The organism is Planomonospora sp. ID82291 (assembly GCF_015711645.1).
Taxonomy (GTDB): domain Bacteria; phylum Actinomycetota; class Actinomycetes; order Streptosporangiales; family Streptosporangiaceae; genus Planomonospora.
Window position 1 is genome coordinate 103,941 of sequence record NZ_JABTEX010000007.1, and the last position, 23,712, is coordinate 127,652.

Annotated in this window: 23 protein-coding genes; 9 read left to right on the forward strand and 14 right to left on the reverse strand. The window is 72.1% G+C overall.

Translation table 11 applies throughout. From position 1 onward, the window contains the following. Window positions 1-633 (reverse strand): hypothetical protein, encoded by a 633-nt coding sequence (locus HS045_RS30945; protein ID WP_230885133.1) that lies wholly within the window; start codon window positions 631-633, stop codon window positions 1-3. Between the two features lie 412 nt (window positions 634-1,045). Then, window positions 1,046-1,852, reverse strand: coding sequence for a hypothetical protein (locus tag HS045_RS30950; RefSeq protein ID WP_230885134.1), 807 nt, complete (start codon window positions 1,850-1,852; stop codon window positions 1,046-1,048). A gap of 419 nt (window positions 1,853-2,271) precedes the next feature. On the opposite strand from HS045_RS30950, the gene HS045_RS30955 reads away from it, so the two are divergent. Next, a complete protein-coding gene (locus tag HS045_RS30955) occupies window positions 2,272-2,922 on the forward strand; it encodes a cyclopropane-fatty-acyl-phospholipid synthase family protein (protein ID WP_196455156.1) in 651 nt (216 codons plus the stop codon). Between the two features lie 132 nt (window positions 2,923-3,054). On the opposite strand, the gene HS045_RS30960 is transcribed toward HS045_RS30955, so the two are convergent. From HS045_RS30960 to HS045_RS30980, 5 genes are all read right to left on the reverse strand, one after another. Next, complete coding sequence (locus tag HS045_RS30960) at window positions 3,055-3,402, reverse strand: hypothetical protein (RefSeq protein ID WP_196455157.1); 348 nt, start codon at window positions 3,400-3,402, stop codon at window positions 3,055-3,057. Next, entirely contained in the window at window positions 3,399-3,809 is a 411-nt protein-coding gene (gene fliS / locus HS045_RS30965; protein ID WP_196455158.1) for a flagellar export chaperone FliS, read from the reverse strand. The genes HS045_RS30960 and fliS overlap by 4 nt, the downstream gene beginning before the upstream one ends. After that, complete coding sequence (fliD, locus tag HS045_RS30970) at window positions 3,799-5,496, reverse strand: flagellar filament capping protein FliD (RefSeq protein WP_196455159.1); 1,698 nt, start codon at window positions 5,494-5,496, stop codon at window positions 3,799-3,801. The genes fliS and fliD overlap by 11 nt, the downstream gene beginning before the upstream one ends. Window positions 5,497-5,662: 166 nt before the next feature. Further along, window positions 5,663-6,862 (reverse strand): flagellin, encoded by a 1,200-nt coding sequence (locus HS045_RS30975; RefSeq protein WP_196455160.1) that lies wholly within the window; start codon window positions 6,860-6,862, stop codon window positions 5,663-5,665. A gap of 238 nt (window positions 6,863-7,100) precedes the next feature. Beyond that, a complete protein-coding gene (locus tag HS045_RS30980; RefSeq protein WP_196455161.1) occupies window positions 7,101-7,964 on the reverse strand; it encodes a sigma-70 family RNA polymerase sigma factor in 864 nt (287 codons plus the stop codon). A 282-nt stretch (window positions 7,965-8,246) separates the two neighbouring features. Between HS045_RS30980 and HS045_RS30985 the strand changes: the two genes are divergently transcribed. From HS045_RS30985 to HS045_RS35975, 6 genes are all read left to right on the forward strand, one after another. Further along, entirely contained in the window at window positions 8,247-8,729 is a 483-nt protein-coding gene (locus HS045_RS30985) for a flagellar protein FlgN (RefSeq protein ID WP_196455162.1), read from the forward strand. A 3-nt stretch (window positions 8,730-8,732) separates the two neighbouring features. Next, a complete protein-coding gene (gene flgK / locus HS045_RS30990) occupies window positions 8,733-10,181 on the forward strand; it encodes a flagellar hook-associated protein FlgK (protein WP_196455163.1) in 1,449 nt (482 codons plus the stop codon). Window positions 10,182-10,196: 15 nt separating this feature from the next. Continuing rightward, window positions 10,197-11,078, forward strand: a complete 882-nt coding sequence (flgL, locus tag HS045_RS30995) for a flagellar hook-associated protein FlgL (RefSeq protein ID WP_196455164.1) — start codon at window positions 10,197-10,199, stop codon at window positions 11,076-11,078. Window positions 11,079-11,098: 20 nt separating this feature from the next. Then, window positions 11,099-11,524: a flagellar assembly protein FliW gene (locus HS045_RS31000; RefSeq protein WP_196455165.1), complete on the forward strand. Its 426-nt coding sequence runs from the start codon at window positions 11,099-11,101 to the stop codon at window positions 11,522-11,524. A gap of 48 nt (window positions 11,525-11,572) precedes the next feature. Further along, window positions 11,573-11,902: a carbon storage regulator CsrA gene (gene csrA, locus HS045_RS35670; protein ID WP_196455166.1), complete on the forward strand. Its 330-nt coding sequence runs from the start codon at window positions 11,573-11,575 to the stop codon at window positions 11,900-11,902. 180 nt (window positions 11,903-12,082) lie between these two features. Beyond that, window positions 12,083-14,491 (forward strand): bifunctional diguanylate cyclase/phosphodiesterase, encoded by a 2,409-nt coding sequence (locus tag HS045_RS35975; RefSeq protein ID WP_196455167.1) that lies wholly within the window; start codon window positions 12,083-12,085, stop codon window positions 14,489-14,491. Window positions 14,492-14,700: 209 nt separating this feature from the next. On the opposite strand, the gene HS045_RS31015 is transcribed toward HS045_RS35975, so the two are convergent. The 3 genes from HS045_RS31015 to HS045_RS31025 form a co-directional block, all read right to left on the reverse strand. Further along, window positions 14,701-15,105 carry a DUF6009 family protein gene (locus tag HS045_RS31015; protein WP_196455168.1) on the reverse strand — a complete coding sequence of 135 codons (405 nt, stop codon included), beginning with the start codon at window positions 15,103-15,105 and terminating at the stop codon, window positions 14,701-14,703. A gap of 64 nt (window positions 15,106-15,169) precedes the next feature. Continuing rightward, window positions 15,170-16,705, reverse strand: coding sequence for a phage/plasmid primase, P4 family (locus tag HS045_RS31020; protein ID WP_196455169.1), 1,536 nt, complete (start codon window positions 16,703-16,705; stop codon window positions 15,170-15,172). Continuing rightward, complete coding sequence (locus tag HS045_RS31025) at window positions 16,702-17,859, reverse strand: bifunctional DNA primase/polymerase (RefSeq protein ID WP_196455170.1); 1,158 nt, start codon at window positions 17,857-17,859, stop codon at window positions 16,702-16,704. The genes HS045_RS31020 and HS045_RS31025 overlap by 4 nt, the downstream gene beginning before the upstream one ends. Before the next feature lie 958 nt (window positions 17,860-18,817). On the opposite strand from HS045_RS31025, the gene HS045_RS35145 reads away from it, so the two are divergent. After that, a complete protein-coding gene (locus HS045_RS35145; RefSeq protein WP_374191428.1) occupies window positions 18,818-19,720 on the forward strand; it encodes a hypothetical protein in 903 nt (300 codons plus the stop codon). Window positions 19,721-19,753: 33 nt separating this feature from the next. Here HS045_RS35145 and HS045_RS31035 read toward each other — a convergent pair whose 3' ends face one another. The 4 genes from HS045_RS31035 to HS045_RS31050 form a co-directional block, all read right to left on the reverse strand. Continuing rightward, window positions 19,754-20,434, reverse strand: a complete 681-nt coding sequence (locus tag HS045_RS31035; protein ID WP_196455235.1) for a sulfotransferase family protein — start codon at window positions 20,432-20,434, stop codon at window positions 19,754-19,756. A 146-nt stretch (window positions 20,435-20,580) separates the two neighbouring features. Further along, a complete protein-coding gene (locus HS045_RS31040) occupies window positions 20,581-22,197 on the reverse strand; it encodes a methyl-accepting chemotaxis protein (RefSeq protein WP_196455171.1) in 1,617 nt (538 codons plus the stop codon). Between the two features lie 149 nt (window positions 22,198-22,346). Further along, window positions 22,347-22,841, reverse strand: a complete 495-nt coding sequence (locus HS045_RS31045; protein ID WP_230885156.1) for an ATP-binding protein — start codon at window positions 22,839-22,841, stop codon at window positions 22,347-22,349. Between the two features lie 13 nt (window positions 22,842-22,854). After that, window positions 22,855-23,049, reverse strand: coding sequence for a hypothetical protein (locus HS045_RS31050; RefSeq protein ID WP_068903941.1), 195 nt, complete (start codon window positions 23,047-23,049; stop codon window positions 22,855-22,857). 300 nt (window positions 23,050-23,349) lie between these two features. Between HS045_RS31050 and HS045_RS31055 the strand changes: the two genes are divergently transcribed. Next, complete coding sequence (locus HS045_RS31055) at window positions 23,350-23,709, forward strand: two-component system response regulator (RefSeq protein ID WP_196455172.1); 360 nt, start codon at window positions 23,350-23,352, stop codon at window positions 23,707-23,709. Window positions 23,710-23,712: the final 3 nt, after the last annotated feature.

Consider the following 23,712-nt stretch of genomic DNA (forward strand, 5'->3'; position numbering starts at 1 on the left):
TCACAGGGCGGCGGTGCGCAGCACCGCGGCCAGGATCTCGGTCGCGCTCGGAGCGGCCGGAGCAACGGTGACGGGCTCGGCCGGATTGCGGTCCTTCTTGGCCCACGCACCCGTGGCGAACGGCTTGGGGTGGTTCTTGGTCCCCACGCCCTTGCCCCACTTGGTGATCACATAGGTGACCTTGATGTGGCCCTTGCCGCCGTTGCCGTCCACACCCAGCGTGTCGGCGTTGAAGGTCCCACCGGTCAGCTGCGCGAACGTCTTGGCGTCCAGATCCAGCATCACACCCCGGTTGGAGGGGATGCCCGGACCGCGGTCGCCCACGAAGAACGGCGCCTTCCTGCCCTTGTAGAGCACATAGCCCTCGGTCAAAAGCGGCCACGACGGCGACGCCGCCAGGCCCTTCTGCATCGGCTTGCCCGACGCCGGAAGACCCGTGTCACCGTTGCGGCCCGAGGCGTCGTCCCAGTAGTAGGACGCGGTGGTCGACCCCTTGAGCATGACCTGCTCGCCCTCGCCGGTCTGCGCGCTCGCCGTACCGGCCGTGGCCATGCTCAGCCCGGCGGTCAGGGTCAGACCCAGGGCGGCGGTGAGGAGGCGGGCGCTGGTGGTGAGGCGAGCGGTGAACGTCATGGAAGTGATTCCTTCGTGCGGCGACAGGACTCCGGTTCCGCTCGATCTCCCGGAAAGGACTCGGGCGTGGCCGGTGAAAGCCCTGCTGTAGCGGCCTTCGACATCCAGTAAGCCGCCCGGACGTAGCGCTCCCAGTGCGCCACGGGTGCGGCCCGGTTGCCGCCACCGGGAAACCCTCAACCCCCCACACCACCGGCGATCCCGCCCGCATGAGCCCGCGGGCCGGGATTCGCACGGCCGAGTGCCCGGGCCAGGAGAGGCATCGACGGCCCGACGGGTGTTCACGCCGTGAACACCCGAGACGAGCAGACGGAGCGTCCCCCGGCCCCGGCGGAGGAGATGACGCGTCGAGGCCGCCACCGGATCGACCGGTGACGGCCTCGTACCTGTCGTGGAGAGGATCAGGTCCCGCTCAGCCGCGCTTGACGCTGAGACGCTCGATCAGGATGCGGCGACCGGCATAAGCCCCGCCGGCGGCGATGAGCAGCCCGCCGAGCGCGATCCCGGTGGAGATCCCGCCGGCTTCGCCGGTGCCCGAAGTGGCGGCGACGTTCTCGGTCGTGATCTCGCCGGTCTTCGGCGCGGCCTTCTCGGCCCCGTCCTTGTCCTTGCCGGCCGCGTTCTCGTTCCTGGGCTCGGCCTTGGCCGGAAGGGTCACGGGCTCGGCCGGGTCGCGGTCCTTCTTGGCCCACGCACCCGTGGCGAACGGCTTGGGGTGGTTCTTGGTGCCCACGCCCTTGCCCCACTTGGTGATCACATAGGTGACCTTGATGTGGCCCTTGCCGCCGTTGCCGTCCACACCCAGCGTGTCGGCGTTGAAGGTCCCACCGGTCAGCTGCGCGAACGTCTTGGCGTCCAGATCCAGCATCACACCCCGGTTGGAGGGGATGCCCGGACCGCGGTCGCCCACGAAGAACGGCGCCTTCCTGCCCTTGTAGAGCACATAGCCCTCGGTCAAAAGCGGCCACGACGGCGAAGCGGCCAGGCCCTTCTGCATCGGCTTGCCCGACGCCGGAAGACCCGTGTCACCGTTGCGGCCCGAGGCGTCGTCCCAGTAGTAGGACGCGGTGGTCGACCCCTTGAGCATGACCTGCTCGCCCTCGCCGGTCTCCGCGCTCGCCGTACCGGCAGTGGCCATGCTCAGCCCGGCGGTCAGGGTCAGACCCAGGGCGGCGGTGAGGAGGCGGGCGCTGGTGGTGAGGCGAGCGGTGAACGTCATGGAAGTGATTCCTTCGTGCGGCGACAGGACTCCGGTTCCGCTCGATCTCCCGGAAAGGACTCGGGCGGGGCCGGTGAAAGCCCTGCTGTAGCGGCCTTCGACATCCAGTAAGCCGCCCGGACGTAGCGCTCCCAGTGCGCCACGGGTGCGGCCCGGTTGCCGCCACCGGGAAACCCTCAACCCCCCACACCACCGGCCGATCGACGCACCTCACATGCGCCCGTGGCGGCGCCGTGTCCGACGTGCCCGCTCGCCGTACAGGCGGCGCGGCCGTCCTGGCGAGGGGGGGGTTCACACCACCGCCGCTGTTTTTGCCATTTCGGCAAAATGATTTGCAGAAAAGGTCATCGGCGGCGGATAGTTCAGGCCGGGGGCGGCGGTGGCCGTACCCATGGCGGCAACATGAGGAGGACACCCTGATGGCAGACGAACCCGTCTCGTCCGAGCAGCTCTGGGACGCCCGCTACAGCGAGAGCGAGCGGGTCTGGAGCGGCAACCCCAACGTCGTCCTGGTCCGGGAGGTCAGCGGGCTGCAGCCCGGCAGCGCCCTGGACCTGGGGTGCGGTGAGGGGGCCGACGCGATCTGGCTCGCGCGGCGGGGCTGGCGCGTCACCGCCGTGGACGTCTCCCGCGTCGCCCTCGACCGGGCGGCCCGGCACGCGGCCGAGGCCGGTGTCGCCGACCGCGTCGACTGGCAGTGGCACGACCTCGGGGCGTCCTTCCCCGACGGCGTCTTCGACCTCGTCTCCGCCTGCTTCCTGCACTCGCACGGCGACCTGCCCCGGGAGGAGATCCTGCGGACCGCCGCCTCCGCCACCGCTCCCGGCGGGACGCTCCTCGTCGCCGGGCACGCGGGCCCGCCCCCGTGGGAGCACGAGCACCACGACGTCCACCTCCCCACCCCGCAGGAGGTCCTGGAATCCCTCGGTCTCCCCGACGGGCGGTGGGAGGTGCAGCGTTGCGAGGAGTACGAGCGGCCCCAGACCGCTCCGGACGGGCGGCCGGTCGCCCGGAGGGACAACGTCCTCAAGGTCCGGCGCCTGGCCGGTCCGGCGGGGCCGAGACCGTAGCCGGCCGAGACCGTAGCCGGCCGAGACCGTAGCCGGCCGAGACCGGCCTGGGGGCGCCCCCATCGGCCCGGGCCGGCCGCCACGAGCGAGGGACGGCGCGGGCGCCTTTCCGGAGGTGCTCCGGAAAGGCGCTCAGGCGGCGCAGTTGATGTAGACGGGGCGGGCCGCCCCGTCGCTGCCGGACTCGACACGGGCGACCATCGCGGCCTGGCGGCGGTTGCCGACCATGGCCAGGGCCAGCGCCTGGGCCGCGGCGAGCTGGCGGGCCAGGATCGCGTCGGCGCGGGGGCGCAGGTCGAGGGGGAGCGGGCCGAGTCCCTCCGGAGGCGACCACGGGTCGGCGGGGGCGATCTCGCGGGCACGGTGGTCGCCGGAGAGCATCGCCTCAGTGGCGGCGACGTCCATCTCCAGGGAGTCGAGCGCGGCGGCCCAGGCCGTGCGCCACTCGCCGGTCCCCGGCGGCTGGGCGGCCACGGTCACGCCACCCGGACTGCGGCACCGGTGGAGACCTCGGACGCGGCGGCGCGCCAGGCGTCGCACAGCGGTTCGACCAGCGCGCGGCAGGAGGCGACCTGGGCCGCGTCGAACCGCACGTTGGCCTGGATGAGCTGGGTGAGCAGGAAGCCGTAGACCTCGGACAGGCCCCTGGCCCCGTCCCAGGCGTCCATCCGCAGCGAGGAGCGCAGCTCGATGACGATCTCCTGCGCGTGCTGGAGCTGGGCGGAGGCGGTCTCCCGGTCGTGGCGGCCGATGGCCTCCTCCGCCTTCACCAGATCGAGGACGAGCCGGTCATAGAGCATGACGAGCAGCTTGCCGGGGGACGCGGTGGTCACCGCGTCGGCCATGTACCGGGCCCGCATGGAGGGGTTGTTCACGTCACGATCCATTCTCGATCTTTGGCAGGCTGTTGATCTGTCCGGCCAGCCAGCTCGACTGCTGGTTCATCTTGCCGAGCGCGACCTCGAGGCCGGTGAACTGCTTGCGCAACGCCTCCTCGCGCTTCTCCAGCCGCAGGTCCCAGGCGCCGATCCGCTGGTTGAGATCCTTCAGGAGGCTTTCCCCGCCCTTGATGGCCGAGGTGAGGTTGGCGGTGCTGTTGCTCGCGATGATGCCGAGCTTCTCGGCCAGCCCCATCACGGCCGTCACCTCGGTCTTGGGGACCGGCTTGCCCTGGGCGTCGACCCTGGCGTCGACGACCGGGTCCGTGGCCGTCACCGCCTTCCGCACCTTGTCCGGATCGGCGGTGTACGCCTTGAGGAACGTCTCCTGGTTGAAGGTGAGCTTGCCGGTCTTGTCGAGCTGGACGCCGATCTGCGCGAAGCTTCCGTAGCCGCTCTGGCCGTTGCCCGTCTGGCCGAGGATGGTCTGCGCGATCTGGCGGACCCCGAAGTTGCCGGTGAGGGGCTGCTTCGTCTTCGAGATGGAGTTGTAGGACGTCTGGCCGCTGATCTCGCTGAGCACGGAGTTGGCGGCGTCGACGAAGGACTTCATCTTGCCGGTGATGGCGTCGGTGTCGAGGCTGTTGGTGACGGTGACGCCCGTCTCCTTCTTGCTCACGTTGAGGGTGACGCCCTGCATGACGCCGGTGAAGGAGTTGGTGGCGCTGGTCACGGTGTAGGAGCCGGCCCCGCTGCCCACGGTGATCTGTGCGTCCAGAGCGGAGGTCGCGACGTTGACCGCCTCGCCGAAGCCGGTGCGGGTGACGGCGGGCCCCACGGTGAGGCCGCTGACCTGCATGGTCTCGGCGGTCCCGGTCTTGCTGTGGACGATCTCCAGTTTCGGGCCCTGGCCGGAGACGGTGGTGATCTTCGCCGTGACGCCGAGCGCGGCGAGGTCCGCCGAGCCGTTGATCGCGTCGGCGAGCCCCTGCGGGGTGTTCGTCACGGGTTTGACGTTCACCGGCGCCCCGGCGCCGACGGTGATGTCGACGCCGGCGTCCGGGTCGGCCACCGCCGGGTCGGTCGCGGCTGCGAAGGAGGAGGTGGCGCGGGCGACGCCGACGACGCCGAAGGCGGCGGCGGTGCCCGTCTTGGCGGACGAGAGCTGGAGCACCGGGCCGTCGGCCGTGGTGACGACCGTGGCGCGCACGTCCAGCTTCTTGGCGTTGATCGCGTCGGCGATGCCCTGGGGGGTGTTCTTGTCCGCGGCGACCGCGATGTCGACCGGGTCGCCGGTGCCGATCTTGATGCTGACGCCGGTGATCCCTCCGGCCATGTCCAGCGCGGGGCCGGCGGCCGAGCCGAAGACGGCGGTGCTGACCTGGGCCCGGGCGAGCTCGTCGACGTTGAAGGTGAGGGCGGCCGGCGGGGCGCCGGCGGCCGTGGTCGCGGTGACCGCGGTGGAAGAGGAGGAGGCCTTGGACGAGGTCCAGGTGGCGTCGGCGAACATCGCATCGGCGGCGGTCTTCAGCGCGGCCAGCTTGGTGTTGATCGCCTGGTAGGCGCTCTGGACCTTCTCCTGGGCGCTGACCTTGGACCTGAGCTTCGTCTGCGGGGCCGACTCCACCTGCATGAGCTGGGAGATCAGCGAGCTGGTGCTCATGCCGCTGACGAGGCCGTCGATGCTGTTGACCACGTGTGCGAACCCTCTCTTCGCGTCCCGCGCCGTCGAGCGGGATGTCCACGCCGCCCCGTCGGACGGACGTGCCGGACAGACGGAAAGGGCGGCCGGCGGATCACGCCGACCGCCCTTCCGTCGAGTCGCCTCACACCGGCGGGTGCCGTCAGGCACCCGCTGATGATCAGCCCAGGAGCTTCAGGACGGACTGAGGAGCCTGGTTGGCCTGAGCCAGCATCGAGGTGCCGGCCTGGGACAGGATCTGGTTGCGGGTGAAGCCGACCATCTCCTGGGCCATGTCGGTGTCGCGGATGCGCGACTCCGACGCCGACAGGTTCTCGATCGCCACGTTCAGGTTGTTGATCGTGTGCTCGAACCGGTTCTGGAACGCACCGAGCTTGGCCCGCTGGTCCGAGACCTCCTGGATGGCGCCGTCCAGAGCGGTGATCGCGGCCTGCGCGGCGTCGGTCGAGGACAGGTTCACGCCGCCCAGACCGATGCTGTTGGAGTCCATCGAGTCGATCTGGACGTTGATCCGCTCGTCGTCGTTGTTGTTGGCGCCGACCTGGAAGGTGCCGCCGCTGCCCGTCTTGAGGGCGACGTTCTGGACGCCCACGCCGGTGACGTTGGCGCCGGCGGCGGTGACGTTGAACGCGTCCTGTCCGACGAGCTGGTAGCTGACGTCACCGGCGTCGTCGGTCTTGTAGGTGAGGCGGAGCTCCTCACCGGTGCCGCCGACGTCGGTCAGCGCCTTGCGGATGCCCGAGTTCATCGCCGCGACGTAGGAGTCGACGTTGTCGTACGACGTGCCCGCCGTACCCGACATGGTCACGGTGAGGTTCTGGGTGGTGCCGTTGACCTTCGTGGTGACGGCGAACTGGTCGGTGGCGTCACCGGCCACCGTCTTGGTGGCGAAGGTCGCCGGCGCGGTCGCGGTGCTCTGGAAGCGAGCGCCGTAGCTGCCGTCCAGCAGGTTCTGGGTGCCGAACGACGTGGTCTTGGCGATCCGGTCGAGCTCGGTCTTGAGCTCGCTGAACTCCTTGTTCGCCGCCTCCTGGGCCTTCGCGTCCTGCGAGCCGCCGTTGGAGGCCTGGACGGAAAGGTCACGCATACGCTGAAGGATGGAGTGCGTCTCGGTGAGCGCACCTTCAGCGGTCTGCACGACCGAGACACCGTCCTGCGCGTTGCGGACGGCGACCTTGAGACCACCGGTCTGGGCGCGCAGGCCCTCGCTGATGGACAGGCCGGCCGCGTCGTCCGCCGCCCGGTTGATGCGGTAACCGCTGGAGAGCTTCTCCAGCGACTTCGACATCGCACCGTCGTTGATCGACAGGTTCCGGTAGGCGTTCATGGCGCCGATGTTCTGGTTGATACGCAGACCCATGATGTTCTCTCCTTGACTAGGTCTTCGCCGGTCCATCCGTGGCCCGGACTGCCGTTCTCATCGGCGGCGGTCCGGGATGCTGAAGGTTTCTCAGCGGTTTTTTTCGGTTTTCTCCGGCCGGGTGTTCTCCGCCCTCGTACGGCAGGCCGGAGCGCCGGTGGGGCGCAGGCCGTACGGGGAGTTCGGGGGCGCGCGGGCCCGGGACCGGCCCGGGACGGCGCCGCAGGGGGTGCGGAGCTCAGGCGATGCGGGCGACGGGGGCGCCCAGGTGGTCGGTCAGGGCCAGTCGGCTGCGCAGGTCGCCCTTGGCGGCGATCTCGGCGTAGTAGGCGGTGCGGCGCTTGGCCACGCAGCCGTCGGGGCGCTCGGGGCTCTTGACCATGGCCGGCTCGAGCTGGGCGTTCATGCCGTCGCGCAGCAGCACCAGGGCCTCGGCGCGGAGCTGGGAGACGCGGGACTCGGTCACGCCGAGCTCGGTGGCGATCTCCGCCATCGGCCGCTCCTCCAGGAAGTAGCGGGTGACGACGAGGCGCAGGCGCTCGGGCAGCGCGTCGATCGCGTGGGTCAGGTAGCCGAGGCGCTCGCGGTGCAGCAGCAGCTCCTCGGGGCCGGCGGCCTGCTCCTGGACCATGTCCTCGGCCGTGCCGGGGGCGAAGCCCTGCAGGCTCAGCACGACGGCGCGCTGCACGTCCTCCTCGATGGACTCGACCTCGTCCTCGGCGACGCCCAGGGCGGCGGCGATCTCGCGGGTGGTCGGGGTGCGGCCGAGGGAGCCGCTGAGCTGCTGGCGGACGGAGTCGAGCTGGCGGGCCCGGCTGCGCACCGAGCGGCTGGCCCAGTCGAGGCCGCGCAGCTCGTCGACGAGGGCGCCGCGGATGCGGACGGCGGCGAAGCGGCCGAAGGGGGTGCCGCGCTCGGGGTCGAAGGACTGGGCGGCGGCGGCCAGGGCGGCCAGGCCGGCGGAGGTGAGGTCGTCACGGTTGACGTGGGAGGGGACCCGCATGAGCGTCTCGCGGACGATGTGCCCCACCAGCGGCAGGTGCTCGCGGACGAGGGTCTCGATCTCGCGGCTGACGGTGGTCGTGGTGCCCTGGGTCCTCACGTGCAGCCCTCTCGTGACGATGTGCTGGGAAGCGGTAGGAAGCGGTCCATCCGGCCCGTTCGGCGCCGATAGAAAGAGAAAACAGGCACAAAGAGGTAGGAACCGGTTGCTTTCGGTTGCTGAACGGTTGCGGAAACTCACTTCTCGTCATGAAGCGAGCACGGACGGTCATCGTTCGGGCACCCGGCGGGGAAGTCCTCAGGCCGGGCGGCTCACTGCCGACGAGGTCCGGTGAGGAAGCGCGCCCCCTGGGCGCCCCCTACGACTGAGAAGGCGGGACGGATGGGTTTGGCCGATCTGTCGAGCACGCTGTGGCGAGTCCGCGAGATGCTGGATCTCCTGCTGTTCAAACTCGAAGAGGAGCAACTCGTACTGGCGGCGGGCAAGACGCGCTGGCTGCCGCACGCCACCCGTGAGGTGGAGATGGTCCTGGAGCAGATCCGCCGCGCCGAGGTCCTGCGCGCGGCCCAGGTCGACGAGGTGGCCGCCGAACTCGGCCTGCCGCCCGCCCCCAGCCTGTCGGCGCTCGCCGCGGCGGCCGGCGGCCCGTGGGCCGAGCTGTTCACCCAGCACCGCACCGCGTTCCTGACGCTGACCGCCGAGATCACGGCGCTCGCCGAGGCCAACCGCGAACTGCTCACCGTGGGGTCGCGCGCGGTCCACGAGGCGCTGATGAACGTCACGGGCTCCGTGGCGACCTACGGCCGCTCCGGCGAGACCGTCACCGCGGGCCGTTCCTCACGACTTGTCAACGAGGCGATGTAGCAGATGAGCACCTTCTCCGGAATCTCCACCGCGCTGAGCGCCCTGTACGCCCAGCGCCAGGCGCTCGACGTCAACGGCCAGAACATCGCCAACGCCAACACCGAGGGCTACACCCGCCAGCGGGTCGAGCTGAACTCGGTCGGCGGAGCGGTCACCCCGGCCCTCCACTCCATCACCGACGGTCTCGGCAACGGCGTCACCGCGGCGGGCGTCGCCCGGCTGCGCGACGCGTTCCTGGAGTCGCGCGGGCAGATCGAGCACGCCAAGTTCGCCTTCCTCACGGGTCAGGAGGAGGTCCACGCCCGCATCGAAGAGGTCTTCAACGAGCCCAGCGACACCGGCATCCAGTCGCAGCTGTCCGACTACTGGAACGCCTGGCACGACGTCGTCAACCAGCCCGGCGACCTGGCCGCCCGCGCCCAGCTGCTGCAGCGCGGCGGCACCGTCGCCGACAGCCTGCGCAGCGGCGACGACGCCCTCGACTCGTTGTGGAACAGCACCGCGGACCAGCTCGACTCCTACGTCACCGAGGTCAACACCGCCGCCGACACCGTCGCCCAGCTCAACAAGGCCATCGTGCGGGCCACCGCCGCGAACCTGCCCGCCAGCGAACTGGCCGACAAGCGCGACGGCCTGGTGCTGCGGCTCGCCGAGCTCACCGGCGCCGTCTCCCGGTCGCTCGACAACGGCGCGGTCGACGTCCACCTGGGCGGGGCCAAGCTGGTCGACGGGGGCTCGGCCCGCGAGCTGAAGGTCGCCGGCGGGGGCTCGCTGCGCGACGTGATGGCCGACCGGGTCGCCAACGCGGTCGCCCTGCAGTGGAAGGACAGCGGCGCCGACGCCGGCATCGCCTCCGGCCGGCTCGCCTCGTCGCTGCAGTCGCTCAACACGGTCCTGCCGGACTACGCCGCCAAGCTGGACCAGGTGGCGGCGAAGCTCGCCTCGACCGTCAACACCCAGCACGTCAGGGGCTACGACCTGAACGGCGCCGCGGGCGGGGACTTCTTCACCCCCACGACCGGTACGGTCGTCACCGCCGCCACGATCACGGTGGGCATCGCCGACCCGGCGAAGGTGGCGGTCTCGTCCGTCGCGCCGCGGGTCGAGACCGACCCCATCACCGGGGTGGTGCTCCCTCCCAAGGGCAACCTGGACGCCGGCAACGCCGACACCCTGGCGGGCTTCGCCAACGCCACCGGCGGGCCCGACCGGTTCTACCGGGAGAGCGTCACCGCGCTGGGGGTCGCCTCGCAGTCCGCCCAGCGACGGGCCGCCATCCAGGCCGGCGTCACGCAGAACAACGACGCGCAGCGCGCCGCGCAGTCAGGGGTCAGCCTGGACGAGGAGATGGCGAACATGCTGCTCTACCAGCGCGCCTACCAGGCCGCCACGCAGATGATCAACACGATCAACGGCACCTTCGACTCCCTCTTCAGCATGATCCGGGGCTGATGACACATGACGTACATGCGTGTTACCGAACGCTCGATCTCCGTCAGATCGCTCAACAACCTGCAGGGCAACATCTCCCGCCTGGACGACGTCCAGCAGCGGCTGTCCGGCGGCAAGCAGCTCTCCCGGCCCTCGGACTCCCCCGCGGGCACGACGTCGGCCCTGTCCCTGCGCAGCGACATCCGCACGCAGGAGCAGTACACCCGCAACACCGACGACGGCCTCGGCTGGCTCGGCACCATCGACACCGCCCTGACCAGCGCGAACAGCCAGGTGAACCGGGCCAGGGAACTGGTGCTGCAGGGCCTGTCCTCCGGCGCGGGCGGCTCGGTCGGCGCGCGCAACGCGCTGGCGACCGAGATCGAGAACATCCGTGACGCGCTGATCGGCGTCGCCAACACCACCTACCTGGGCCGCCCGGTCTTCGGCGGCGCCGCCTCGGGCTCGGTGGCGTACGAGAAGGACGGCACCTACAACGGGCAGGGCGGCGAGGTGCTCCGCACGATCGGGGACAACACCAAGGTCGCGGTCAACTCCGACGGCAAGAAGGTCTTCGGCGACGGCGACGACCAGCTCTTCAAGGTGCTGAGCGACATCGTCGGCCATCTCAGGAACGACCCGACCGGGCTCAGCCGCGACCTCACCCGCCTCGACACGAGCATCGAGAGCATGCAGAGCGAGGTCGCCGACGTCGGCGCTCGTTACAATCGCGTGACACAGATGCGCGATACGGCCGACACCCGGATCCTGAGCCTGAAATCCCAGCTCTCCGACATCGAAGACATCGACCTGCCCAATACGATCATGGAGCTGACCCTGCAGCAGACCGCCTACCAGGCGGCGCTGGCGGCGACGGCCAAGGTCGTGCAGCCCTCACTCGTGGACTTCCTGAAATGATCTCTGTAGAGGACCGCCCGATGAACGCAGACACCGCGGCCCCGGTGGACACGACCGGCGGCGAGCTGCCGGCGATCGAATTCGTCTGCCCGATGCCGGGCTTCACCGACAACCGCCGGTTCGTGCTCGTGCGCCTCGACGAGGACGGCGTGCTGTACTCCCTGCGTTCGCTGGAGGACCCGGGCCCGCGCTTCCTCGTCATCTCCCCGAACCCGTTCTTCCCGGGCTACGAACCGGAGATCGACGACGAGACCCTGGCGGCGCTCGGCGCGGGCGAGACCTCTCAGCTGCTCGTCCTGCTCATCGTCACGGCGCCGGGCTCCATCACCGAGGCGACGGCCAACCTGCTGGCCCCGATCGTGGTGGACACCGCCACCCGCCGGGCGGTCCAGACCGTGCTCAGCGGTTCGGACCTGCCGGTCCGGGCTCCCCTGGTATCCGTCTGAGATCGGTTAGGCTGCCGATACGTCCCCCGGTGAGAGAAGGAGCCGCACGTGCTGGTGCTGACCCGCCGCTCGGGGGAGAGCCTGATGATCGGTGACGACGTGGTCGTCACCGTCCTCGACGTCCGGGGGGACGTGGTCCGGATCGGCATCCGCGCGCCGCGCTCGGTGCCGGTGCACCGCGAGGAGATCTTCCGCGAGTTGCAGACCGCCAACCGCGAGGCCGCCTCGCCCAACGAGGACGCCCTGGCCGCGCTGCGCCGCATGCTCCGCTCCGGAGGCCCCCAACGCCCCGGCGCGACCGAGAGCGGCGGCGCGACCGAGAGCGGCGGCGGCGCGACGGGGAAGCCCGGCGGCGCAGAGCCCGGCGCGGAGGCCTAGGCTCCGGGCTCCCGCGTCCGGCCGCGCACCGCGCCGGGCCCCGGCCGCTCCGCAGGCGCCGGACCCGTCCGGCGCTCCGGCGGCGTCGGCGCATCCGGCGGCGAGGCGCGTCCCGCCTCGCGGCCCTCCCGTCGGCGCAGACCCAGAGAGCCTCCCAGTGGAGCGGACCCAGAGAAGACCATGAGCCGGACATCCCGCGGAGCCGAGTCGGCCGCCGGCTCGCGCCCGGTGCGCGAGCCGCGCGGCTGGCTGGCGTACCTCCTCCTCGGAGGGGCGCTGGTCCTCGCCGTTCCGCCGGTGGCGGCCGTCTCCCCCCTGCTGGACGCCCTGTGCTGGATCGTGCTGCAGGGCTCGTCGCTGGCGGCCGTCATCGTCGGGATCCGCCGCTACGGCCTGGGCCGTCTGTGGGCCTGGCGGCTGATCGGAGCGGCCGTCACCCTGTCCTGCCTGGCGTCCACGCTCTTGTGGGGCGTCGGCTGGACCGTCCTCCGGCTGCCGGGGGCCCTCATCGCCTACCAGGGCGCCACCCTGCTCGTGTACGGCCTGGGCCTGGCCGCCCTGACCCTGCTGGGTCTGCGGACCGGCGGCTCGCGCTGGGCGGGGCTGCTGGACTCCGCCGTCATCACCGTCGGCGTGGCCATGCCCTTCTGGACGTTCTTCATCACCCCGGTGATCGACCACAGCGGCTACGCCGGCGTGGAGCTCGCCTTCGCGCTGGCCACCCCGGTCATGGACCTGTTCATGCTGGGCATGGTCCTGCGGATGGCGTCCGACAACGGCCGGGCCCCGTGGCTGCTCCTGCTGAGCGCCTCCTACGTCTCCCTGCTCGTCGCCGACGGCGCGTACCTGCTCGACCTGGCCGAGGGCCGGCCGTACGGCGCGCTCTCCATGATCGCGTGGCTGGGCTGGGCGATCCTGGTCGGCGGCTCCGCGCTGCATCCCAGCGTGGCGTCCTCGGGGCGGTTGAGGGCGCCCGTCGTCTCCAGCCGGGTGCGGGCCGCCACCTTCCTCACCCTGGCCCTGCTCGGCCCCCTGGTCTCCAGCCTCGGCCCGCCCGTGCTCGGCATCCGGCCCGATCCCCGCGACGGCGTCACGACCATCTGCCTGACCGTGCTCCTGGCCGTCCTGCTCGTCCTGCGCCTCAACCTCACCGCCCGCCTGGCCGAGAACCGCGCCCTGACCCTCGACCACCAGGCCCACCGCCTCGCCACCCAGGCCGACGACCTGGCCACCGCCCTGCACCACCAGGAACGGCTCCGCCGCGACCTGGCCCACCGCGCCTCGCACGACCCCCTCACCGGGCTGGCCAACCGCACCCTGCTCACCGGCGCCCTGGACGCGGCGTTGACCGCCCGCGCCGCCGCGCCCCCCGCCCTGCTCCTGCTCGACCTCGACGACTTCAAGGACGTCAACGACACCTACGGCCACCCCGTCGGCGACGACCTCCTCATGGCCGTCGCCGGCCGCCTCCGCGCCCTCGCCGAAACCATCGAGGCACGCCCGACCCTGGCCCGTCTCGGCGGCGACGAGTTCGCCCTCCTGCTACCCGCCGCCACCACCGGCACCGCCACGGCCCTGGCCCACCGCATCCTGACCACCCTGGCCCGCCCCTACCGCATCGGCGAACGCGAGCTCCACCTCACCACCAGCATCGGCATCCTGACCGGACTCGTCCCCGCCGGCCCCACCGACGCCCTCCGCGACGCCGACCTGGCCCTGCACACCGCCAAGGCCGACGGCAAGAACCAGGCCACCCTCTTCCACCCCGACCTGCGCACCGCCCGCCTCCACCAGATCACCCTGGCCACCGGCCTGCGCCACGCCCGCGCCCGAGGCGAACTCACCCTCCACTACCAGCCCGTCGTCAACCTCGCCACCGGCGCCGTCCACGCCCTCGAAGCACTCCTGCGGTGGACCCCCGCCTCCGGCGACCCCGTCCCGCCCGCCGTCTTCATCCCCATCGCCGAGGACACCGGCCTCATCACCGACCTCGGCCACTGGGCCCTCGACCAGGCGGTCACCGACGCCCGCCACTGGTACCACCGACACGGCACCGCCCTGACCGTCAACGTCTCCGGCCGCCAGCTGCGCGACCCCGCCTTCCCCCGCACCCTCCTGCACACCCTGGCCCGCCACCACCTGCCCCCGCACGCCCTCATCCTCGAGATCACCGAGAACACCCTCCTGGCCACCACCCCCGCCGAAACCCGCCGCATCACCGCCCTGCTGACCGACCTGCGCGCCCACGGGGTGCGCATCGCCCTCGACGACTTCGGCACCGGCTACTCGTGCCTGTCCCACCTGCGCACCCTCCCCGTCGACATCCTCAAGATCGATCGGTCCTTCACCACCCCGCCCACCACCGCCGACCGGCACCGGACCCGCGCCTTCACCGAAGCCATCCTGCAGCTGTCGACCAGCCTCGGCCTCGACGCCATCGTCGAAGGCGTCGAGACCCCCGGCCAGGCCGCCGCCCTGCACCGCCTCGGCGCCCCCCACGCCCAAGGCCACCTGTTCTCCCCGCCCCTGCCCGCCGCCCGCATCGACGACCTGCTGACCACCACTCCCTGGAAGCACCACGCCGCCTGAGCGGTTTCGCGTCCTCGATCGGGCCGCGGCGGGCGCGGCACCCGCTCCGGGCACCCCGCCCTCCGGCGCTCCCGGGGCCGCACCTCATGCCGGCACGGCCCCGGGAGCGCCGGAGAGCACAGGCGGGCACAGGCGGGCACCGGGGAGCACCGGGGAGCACCGGGGAGCACCGGGGAGCACCGTCTCCAGGACGGGCGGCGCTTCCCGGTTCAGGCCTTCGGGAGCGTCCTGCCGAGTTCGAGCATCGCCTCGGAGGCCGGGCCGCCCTCGGAACGCTCGGTCTTGTAGCCGGCGACCTTCGGGGCCAGCGTCCGGGGGTCGACGGCCTCGGAGGGGGCTCCGGTGGCGTACAGGCCGTCGGGCTGCTGGTCGCGGTCGTGCGGCAGCAGCCAGAACACCCGGCGGCGGAAGGTGCCGGAGGCCGCCGAGGCCCTGGCCTCGGGCCCGATGACGGCGTATCCGACCATGCGGCCGTCGCGGTGGTACGGGGGCTTGCGCCTGCGGCTGGACAGGCGGTCCAGGGACTGGCGGACGTAGTCGAGGGGCTCGATGTCCTCCAGCCAGACGAGCTCGGTCTCGTGGACGAGGTCCTCCGGGTCGATCAGTGCGCTCACGCGGCCTCCTTCGTCGGCCACGCTCGTGGCACTGCGGTGTCCGTGGCTCGTTCGCTCCGCTCGCTCACGGCTGCGGCTCCTCGGCGGGGTGGTCGGAGATCAGGCCGATCCCCGGGTAGAACTTGCGCGAGTTGGACAGGACCATCTGCCGGGGCGAGGTCAGCCCGACCGCTTCGCGGACGCGGGCGGCGAAGGCGCGGGCCGAGACGGGGGTGGCCCCCTCGAAACCGCACCAGCGTGCGTACTCGGTGTACAGGCGGGCCTGTTCGGCTCTCATACCGGAATCCAGTTTGCACGTCTCGGAGATGAACCGCCCCACGTGGTCCTCGGTCTCCGCGTACGCGTCGGTGGCCAGCCGTACCCGCTGCGGCCCGCTGAGGTCCTTCTCCCCGAGCAGGTAGCGGCGGGCGCCGTCGACGAGCCAGGCGAGGATGCCCGGCCCCTCCTCCTGGACCAGGACGCGCGCCAGGTTGTCGATCTTGCGTTCCTCCGAGACGACCCGCTCGAACGGGATCAGCCGGATGCGCCGCCAGAACGCGAACCCCCCGCTGGTCACCTCGGGGCGGTGGTTGCCCAGCAGCCACAGGTGGTGGGTCGGGTCGAAGGAGAAGAAGTCCTGGCGCATGCGGCGGGCCTTGATCTTGTCGCCGCCGGTCAGCAGTTTGACGCGGGCCTCGTCGAACTTGTCGCCGGGCTTGAGCTCGGAGCAGACGATGATGCGCCGGCCGTGCAGCTCGGCCAGGTCCGTGGGGTGGCCGTCGAACGTCTTGGCCATGAGGAACCCGGGCGGGGCCGCGTCGGCGTAGTCGCCCAGCAGCTGGAGCATCACCTCCAGCAGCACCGACTTGCCGTTCTTGCCCTGGCCGTACAGGAACGGCAGGACCTGCGCGCCGACGTCGCCGGTGACGGAGTAGCCGAGCAGCAGGTGCAGGAAGTCGACGGTCTGGCGGCCTTCGGCGTCGGCGCCGAAGATGTCGGCGAGGAAGCGCTCCCAGCGGGGGGTGGGCATGCGTTCGGGCGCCATCGTGGTCGAGCGGGAGTGGAAGTGCCGGGCGGGGTCCGGCGGGCTGATGATCCCGGTGCGCAGGTCGACGACGCCGGCGGGCGTGCACAGCTCGTACGGGTCGGCGTCCAGCAGTTCGGCGCCCAGCACCATGCCCGGGGCGGCCTTGGCCTGCGCCAGCAGCGCCTTCATGCCGGAGGTGGACAGCGAGCGGCGGCGGTGGCTGTTCAGGTCGCGGTCGCTGAAGACGCCGCGGACGTCCGTCACCGCGATGTTCTCGGCCATCTCCCCCGCCGCCCACACGACGGTGTCGCTCTCGTCGAGCTCCCAGCGGTGCCCCGCCCAGCGGTACCAGCCCAGGCCGGGGACGTGCCGGAAGTCCTTGCCGTACAGGCTCACGAACAGCTTGGCGTTGCCCCGGTCGGACAGGGAGTCCGGCAGCAGGCCGTCGCTGGTCGCCGCCGCGGTCGCCGCCGCCCCGGCGGGTTCCCGGGAGGCGGCGGGGACGGCCGGCGCGACGGCGGGCAGCGACAGGTCGAGTATCTGCTGGGCGACGGCGGCCGGGTCGAAGCCCCCCTGCCCTGGTGAGGGATTCATCGGTTGCCTTCAGCGTGGAGACCGCGGCGTTCGGCCCCGGGAACGGTGGTCGGGCGTCCTTCGATGTGCAGCGGGCGGCGGGCTCCGGCCGCCAGGCCGGTACGGATGATCTGCTCGCAGCGGCGGGTCTGGCCCGGACGGGCCCGGGTGGCCGCGTCGGTGAGGAGCCGTTCGGCCTCCGCCTGGACGAGGTGACCCGCGGCGACCAGTCCTCCGGCGGTGTAGGCCGCCACGTTCAGCTTGGCGGTGAACCCCGCGCCCTCCGGCACGGCTGCGCAGGCGAGCACCTCGTCCAGGACCCTGTCCAGGGCGCGGGCGGCCCCCGTGCGGCCGCCGCCCGCCCTGGCGACGGCCTGGCGGCCCCGGGGCGGGGCCATCGGGGCCGGGGACGGGCCGGTCCGCCGGGAGGGTTCGGGGCGGTGCCCGGTGCGGACGAGTTCCCCGGCCAGCCACTCCGGCAGCGGGGCGGGCACGCGGCAGTCGCCGAGCGGCGTGTAGAGGCCGTCGCCGGTACGGGTGCCGGGGGCGATGATGTAACCGCCGCCCGCTCTGACGTCGACCTGCCAGGCCAGCGCGCGCCCGGAGCCGGGCGCCGACCCCACGGAGCACAGGAACGGGCCGGCGCCCTCCGCCCGGTACCACACGTGCATCCCGCCGGACGGCGTCCGGACCCGCAGGGTGGCGGCGTCCTGTGCCGGGTCGGGGGCGCCGCGGAGCGCGGCCAGCAGCGCCAGCGCGTGGAACCCCGTCGCCAGCCCGGTCAGGTCGACCCGCTCGGGGATCGGGATGCCCGGCAGGACCCGGTCCCGGCCGGGCACGGCCGCAGGGTGGGCGTCGACGTCGATCACGACCAGGTCCGCGGGGCCGCAGGCGACCCCCACCCCGAAGGCCGGGTTGGCGGTCCACCAGGACGCGATCAGTCCGGGATCGGTGGTGGCCGCGTGGAAGCCGTGGCACCAGCGTCCGGCCGCCGGGCACGCGCAGGAGGCCGGGGGGTGGCCGGACCCCTGGCACCGGCGGCAGTTGCCCGCCGGGGTCTTCCTGCCGGGCGCGAGCGGGTGGACGGGCCAGCCCCGCGCCGCGCACCAGCGGGCGACGGCGACGGGCCGGTCTCGCCCGGCCTGCGGGTGGCGTGCCTCGTCTGGCGGCGTCACTGCGTCCTTCCTGGTCCGTGCGCTGGCCGTGCGGGCGCCGGGGGACCCGGCGATCCGGCTCCGGGCGGGGATCCCGCCGGGCCGGAGCGGACCGGCGGCGGCCCGGAGTGACTCAAGCGACCGAAGCGACTGAAGATCCGAACATCAGCACAGGCTAGCGGACAGTCGGTCTCCGGCGCGGGAACACGGCCGTGCGACGGTCATCGGTGAGCGAACGGGGAGAGAACCGGCGGACGGGACCCTCTGGGAACTCCTCAGGCGCTCCTGGGCCTCCCGGCGGCCGTCCCCTCCCGGCGGCCGTCCCCGACCGAGCGACCGTGGAGTCAGCGACCGAACCGGCCGGCAGCGACCGGGGCGCTTCGGTCGCTGCCGCCGGTCGCCGCAGCGGATCCCCAGGTCACGGCCGGTTTTACCCCGGTAAAAGCGACTGAAGCGACTGAAGGACGGTATCTATGACGCGCACACGCGCGGGTCAAGTTCCCGTCATATACCCGACTTCGAGTCGCTTGGGTCGCTGGGAGCCCCGGACAGCGCCTCTGACCTGGGATTTCATCAGCTACCGACCCTCAGCGACCGAAACCTTCCCCGGTCGCTGCCCGGCGGGTCCTTGACCTTCCGCAGGAAGAGCCCGGCGACCGAAGCGACCGAAGCGACTGAAATCAGCAATTGTCATGATGTTCCGGGGTCATCGCCCCCCGCGGCGAACCCCGCAGGTGATCCCCGTGACGGAGCCTCGGCGCGCAGCGGCGCCGGGTCGGGCCGCCCCCGCGTGCGCGGATCGGGAGGCTTAACGATTGCCGGGCGCGGCAACCCGGCCGCACCTTCGGTGCACTCGGGCCGCTACGTCCTCTCGGCCTACTGGGAGGACGGGCCGCTCCGGCAGGGCCCGGACCGGCCACCCGGAACCATCGCCGCCTCGGCCGGAGACCTGTCGCCTTTCTAAGGATCCGCGCTCTCCATGACGTTCTCCACCCGCCTCGCCGCCCGCGCCCTGACCGCCGTCCTGGGAGCGTCACTGGTCTCAGGAGCGGTTCTGACGGCAGGGGGCGCCGCCTCCGCCGACAGCGGGGAAGGCCGGAAGGTCATGCTCAAGGGGTCGACCACCGCGTCCTACTACTGGGACGACGCCTCGGGCCGCAACGGTGACACGGGTCTTCCGGCGTCGGGCAAGCCGATGCAGAAGGGTCTGGCCGCTTCGCCGTCGTGGCCGCTTTTGACCGAGGGGTATGTGCTCTACAAGGGCAGGAAGGCGCCGTTCTTCGTGGGCGACCGCGGTCCGGGCGAGCCGTCGAACCGGGGTGTGATGCTGGATCTGGACGCCAAGACGTTCGCGCAGCTGACCGGCGGGGAGTTCAACCCGGACACGCTCGCGGTCGACGGCAACGGCGGCAAGGGCCACATCAAGGTCACCTATGTGATCACCAAGTGGGGCAAGGGCGTGGGCAAGAAGAACCACCCGGTGCCGTTCGAGACCCGGGCCTGGTCGAGGAAGGACCGCGACCCGGCGGAGCCGGTCCTGCTCCGCGCCCCGGCGAAGCCCGCAGCCCCTGCGTCCCCGGCCGAGCCTCCGGCCGCCGAGCCGCCCGCCGCGGGCACGCCGCCGCAGGCCGGCCCGCCCGTCCCGTCGGCTCCTTCCGCGCCCGCGGCGCCGGAGCCCGGGAAGCCGCAGGAGAAGGCCGCCCCCTCCGCCGCGCGGACCCCCGCACCGGCGGTGCTCGAGGCCGACCCCGTCTCCGCCTCCGGTGAGGAGCGCCCGTCGATGCCGACCGGCCTCGTCTTCGCCCTGCTGCTGGCGGCCGGCGCCGGATCCTACGCCGTGGTCCGCTTCCTCAGCGCCCGCCTGATCCGCGAGCGGGGCTGACCCGAACGACCCCCTCCGCCCCCCCCCGCCCGCTCAGTCCCGGAGACCGGGCCCCCCGCCGCGGCCGTACAGCGTCCGCCGGAACTCGCTCCAGAAGCAGGCGCCGTCGTTGGCCCGCGGGAAGGGCCCGTCGGGGACGGGCACGCCGAGGAACGCGCAGAGCGGTTCCCAGCCCTGCTCCACGCGGTAGACCAGCAGCCGCTCCGGCGGCAGGGAGCGCCGCACCTCGGCGTTGTGCCGCTCGAAGTAGCCGACGGCGCTGTCGCGGTCGAAGCCGATGGCGCGGCGGTCGCGGTTGAGCGCGCCCAGCATGCGGACGAAGGCCCCCGGGCGGGTCCGGGAGGGCAGGGCCCGCAGCACCGGCCCGGCCAGCGGGTGGCGGAGCAGCAACGGGATCCTGAAGATCGTCTTTCGGGCGCTGCCGTACCAGGCGGCCGGATCGCGCTCGGTGAGGATCACCTTCGCACCGGGATGGGCCTCCGCCAGCTCCCTCCAGTACGCGGCGGCGGGGAAGTCCACGCACGCCCGGTAGCCGCGGAAGACCGCGTCCCAGTCGCGTGCCCCGCCCTGCGCCACGTCGGTCCACTGGCGCATCCGCGCGAGGCTGCCGACCACCTCGTACATGTGGTAGCAGGGTGCGAATCCCAGCCGTTCGAGCGCGATCTTGAGGGAGGCGGTTCCGGTACGGCCCAGTCCCGCGCCGATGACCTGCAGCATGCCTCCAGCGTCTCACCGGTGCGGCCCGGCGGGGAGGGGTCGGGCAGAACGGGCCCGGCCCGCCCGCCCTCCGGTCCGGGGATCGGGCGGCCGGGGCGGGCGGCGCCGGGAGCGCCCCCGGCGCCGCCGATCAGACGGTGAAGTCAGACGGTGAAGCGGCCGACCAGCTCGCGCAGGGACCGGCTCATCCCGGCCAGCTCCACCGCCGTCCGCCGGGCCTCCTCCACGCCCTGGGTGGTGACGGAGGCGGCCCGCGCCACACCGGAGATGTTGACCGCGATCTCGTCGCTGGAGGCCGCGGCGTCCGCCACGTTGCGGTTCATCTCCCCGGTGGTGGCCGTCTGCTCCTCCACCGCGGTCGCGATCGCGGCCTGGTGGGTGTTGATCCGGCCGGTGATCGAGCTGATCCTGCCGATGGCCTCCATCGCGTCGGCCACGTCCGACTGGATGGCCTCGACCCGCTTGGAGATGTCCTCGGTGGCCTTGGCCGTCTCCTGGGCCAGGTCCTTGACCTCCCCGGCGACCACGGCGAAGCCCTTGCCGGCGTCCCCGGCGCGGGCCGCCTCGATGGTGGCGTTGAGGGCGAGCAGGTTGGTCTGCTCGGCGATGGACGTGATCGTTTTCACCACGTTGCCGATCTCCGTCGAGGAGACTCCCAGCCGGCTCATCATCGCGTTGGTGCTCTCCGCCTCGGTGACCGCGTCGGTGGCCACCGCCGCGGCCTGGGAGGCGCTCCGGGAGACCTCCCCGATGGCCGCGCCCATCTCCCTGCCGCCGTCGGCCACGACCTTCACGCTGCGGGAGACCTCCGCGGCGGCGGTCGCGACGACGCCGGCCTGGACGCTCGCCTCCTCGGCCGAGGAGGCGATCCGCTCGGAGACCTCCGACAGGCCCGCGGAGGAGGCCGCCATGGAGTCGCTGCAGGAGACCAGCGTGGAGGTGGTGGTGCGCAGGGTGCCGATCGTGCGGTCGAGCGAGCGGGCGAGCCGGCCCAGCTCGTCGCCGCGCTCCAGACCCGTCCGGGCGGTCAGGTCGCCGGAGGCCACGCGGTCCAGCGCGGACACGACGGTCCTGAGCGGGCGCACGATCGAACGCGTCACCGCCGCGCTGGAGAAGGCCGCCAGCAGCAGCGCCGTGCCGAGCGTGCCGCCGAGCAGCCACCGGGCGGTGGAGTCGACCTGCGCCGACTCCAGGCGCAGGGCGGACAGCCGCGCGCCCAGGGACGCGCCCAGGGTCTCGCTGGTCTCGAGGGTCTCCCTGTAGGCGGCGTCCGCCTCACCGCCGTTGATGCTGGTCATCACCTGCTTGAGGGCCTCGGGGGTCTCCTGGGCGAGCAGGGCCATGAGCTCGTCGTCGTTGGCGAAGAAGTCGTCCCAGGCGCCGCGGAGCCCGTCGAACCGAGCCCGTTCGTCGTCGGTCAGGTACTCGGTGCGGACGGCGTCCAGGTCCGCGAAGAGGGCCTTCTTGCTCTCCAGCTCGCCCTTGCGGTTGTAGGCGTCGGGGGCGGTGGCCGCCGCGCCGCCGAAGGCTCCGGCGTCGGCCGCCACGAGCCCCTGCCAGCCGGTGATGTCGGCGGCGTGGTAGCTGAACCTCGCGATCTGGTCCTTGACCAGCTGGATCTGCTCCAGCCGGCGGGAGATCTCGTTCTGGCGGCCGGTCCCCCACTGGTTGACGCCGACCGTGGCGATGATGAGCAGGGAGACGAGGCAGAAGGCGAGACCCAGCCGCCTACCGACGCCCATGTCGTGCATCCGGGGCATGACAGGTGTTCCTCTTGGTTCGATGGTGGCCCGAGCGGTACGGCGGGCATGGAGTTCTCGCGGCGGGGCCGGGCGCGGCCCGAGGGCACGCGGCGGTCCCGGGCACGTGGCGGTCCCGGGCAGGGTCCGGAGCAGGGGGAGGGCGGAGATCAGCCGTCCTGGGGCAGTTCGAACCAGACGACGCGACCGGGGCCGTCGCCGTCCGACTGGCCCCAGCGGGTGGCGCACAGCTCCACGATCGCCAGGCCGCGTCCGCCGGGCAGCTGCTCGGCCTCGAGGTCGAGCGGGCGCACCTGCGGGGTCTTCAGCGTGCTCCCGCCGTCGGCGACCTCCACCCGCAGGAAGGGGCCGCGCAGGTAGACGCTGACCTCGAAGAATCCGCCGAGGCCGCTGCACGTGTGCTGGACGGCGTTGGTGGCCAGTTCCGAGGTCATCAGGACGGCCTGCTCGGCGGCGGCCCGGCCGGCGGCGGCCAGCGCCACGAACCGGCGGGCCTGCCGTATCTGGTCGGGCAGGCCCGCGAAGCGGCGGCGCATCACGAGGGTCATGGCGGAGGGGCCGTCCGGGTGGGGGTCCGCGACGGCGGTGGGGGCGGTGGCGCCGGGCGGACGCGCGGCCCGGGCGGAGTCGTTGTTCTCAGACATGGTGATCACGCGGTCAGATGAGCGCGATGTCCTGTTCCACGGAGGTGGCGGTCAGATACAGCTCGAACCACGTCTCGTCGTCGACCGAGGCCGGGATCCACGAGGAGCGGACCTGGTGGCGCTCCTCCTCGTACTGCAGCGCGAACACCCGCAGCTCACGTATCCAGCGCGAATCGACCTTCTGGACGATCACATCGAAGTCCGGCATCGCGGTGTCTCCTCAATCCGTTGAGAAATCTCTTCGTCAATCCCTTGACGCAGGCTCCCCCGCCTCCCGCTCGCGGAGGGGTCGCCACCCTGACGATCGGCGGCGGAGCGGCCGACTGAAGGTGCAGGCCGGGTGCTTTTCAGGAGCGATCGTCATCGGCCCGCCCATCACCACGCAATGAAATCGGTTGGTAACATTCCGACATGAGGTGTCCGGGCAGGGGGGTCCGGTTCACACCTCGTGCCGGATGATCGCGCGCGACCGTCCGGACAGGGGGCGAAGATCGGGTGGTGGGCGCTGGTGCAGCCTCGCGTGCTGGTGATCGAGGATGAGGAGGACGTCCGCGATCTCCTGCGACGTCATCTCAACGGCCTGGGATGCCAGGTCCGGACCGCCGAGAGCGGCGAGGCCGGGCTGACCCTGGCCGTCAGTGATCCTCCCGACCTGGTCGTCCTCGACATCCGTCTTCCCGGAGTCGACGGCAGGCAGGTGGCGCGGGCCCTGCAGAGCGACCCGCGCACCCGCGGCTGCAGGATCGTCGTCACGTCGGTCCTCGACGCGGAGGACCTCCTCGACATCAACGCCGACGCCGTCCTGCCCAAGCCGTTCCGGCGCGCAGACGTCAAGAAAGCCGTGGACTCACTCTGGGGGGTGAACTGACGC

Bases quoted from the DNA above. Each gene is read 5' to 3' on its own strand.
- HS045_RS31020 (WP_196455169.1), bottom strand. From the start codon at position 16,705: ATGAATCCCTCACCAGGGCAGGGGGGCTTCGACCCGGCCGCCGTCGCC.
- flgK (WP_196455163.1), top strand. From the start codon at position 8,733: ATGAGCACCTTCTCCGGAATCTCCACCGCGCTGAGCGCCCTGTACGCC.
- HS045_RS30950 (WP_230885134.1), bottom strand. From the start codon at position 1,852: ATGACGTTCACCGCTCGCCTCACCACCAGCGCCCGCCTCCTCACCGCC.
- HS045_RS30945 (WP_230885133.1), bottom strand. From the start codon at position 633: ATGACGTTCACCGCTCGCCTCACCACCAGCGCCCGCCTCCTCACCGCC.
- HS045_RS30985 (WP_196455162.1), top strand. From the start codon at position 8,247: ATGGGTTTGGCCGATCTGTCGAGCACGCTGTGGCGAGTCCGCGAGATG.
- HS045_RS31045 (WP_230885156.1), bottom strand. From the start codon at position 22,841: ATGTCTGAGAACAACGACTCCGCCCGGGCCGCGCGTCCGCCCGGCGCC.
- HS045_RS31000 (WP_196455165.1), top strand. From the start codon at position 11,099: ATGAACGCAGACACCGCGGCCCCGGTGGACACGACCGGCGGCGAGCTG.
- fliS (WP_196455158.1), bottom strand. From the start codon at position 3,809: ATGGATCGTGACGTGAACAACCCCTCCATGCGGGCCCGGTACATGGCC.
- HS045_RS35145 (WP_374191428.1), top strand. From the start codon at position 18,818: ATGACGTTCTCCACCCGCCTCGCCGCCCGCGCCCTGACCGCCGTCCTG.
- HS045_RS35975 (WP_196455167.1), top strand. From the start codon at position 12,083: ATGAGCCGGACATCCCGCGGAGCCGAGTCGGCCGCCGGCTCGCGCCCG.
- HS045_RS31050 (WP_068903941.1), bottom strand. From the start codon at position 23,049: ATGCCGGACTTCGATGTGATCGTCCAGAAGGTCGATTCGCGCTGGATA.
- flgL (WP_196455164.1), top strand. From the start codon at position 10,197: ATGCGTGTTACCGAACGCTCGATCTCCGTCAGATCGCTCAACAACCTG.
- HS045_RS30975 (WP_196455160.1), bottom strand. From the start codon at position 6,862: ATGGGTCTGCGTATCAACCAGAACATCGGCGCCATGAACGCCTACCGG.
- HS045_RS30955 (WP_196455156.1), top strand. From the start codon at position 2,272: ATGGCAGACGAACCCGTCTCGTCCGAGCAGCTCTGGGACGCCCGCTAC.
- HS045_RS31040 (WP_196455171.1), bottom strand. From the start codon at position 22,197: ATGCCCCGGATGCACGACATGGGCGTCGGTAGGCGGCTGGGTCTCGCC.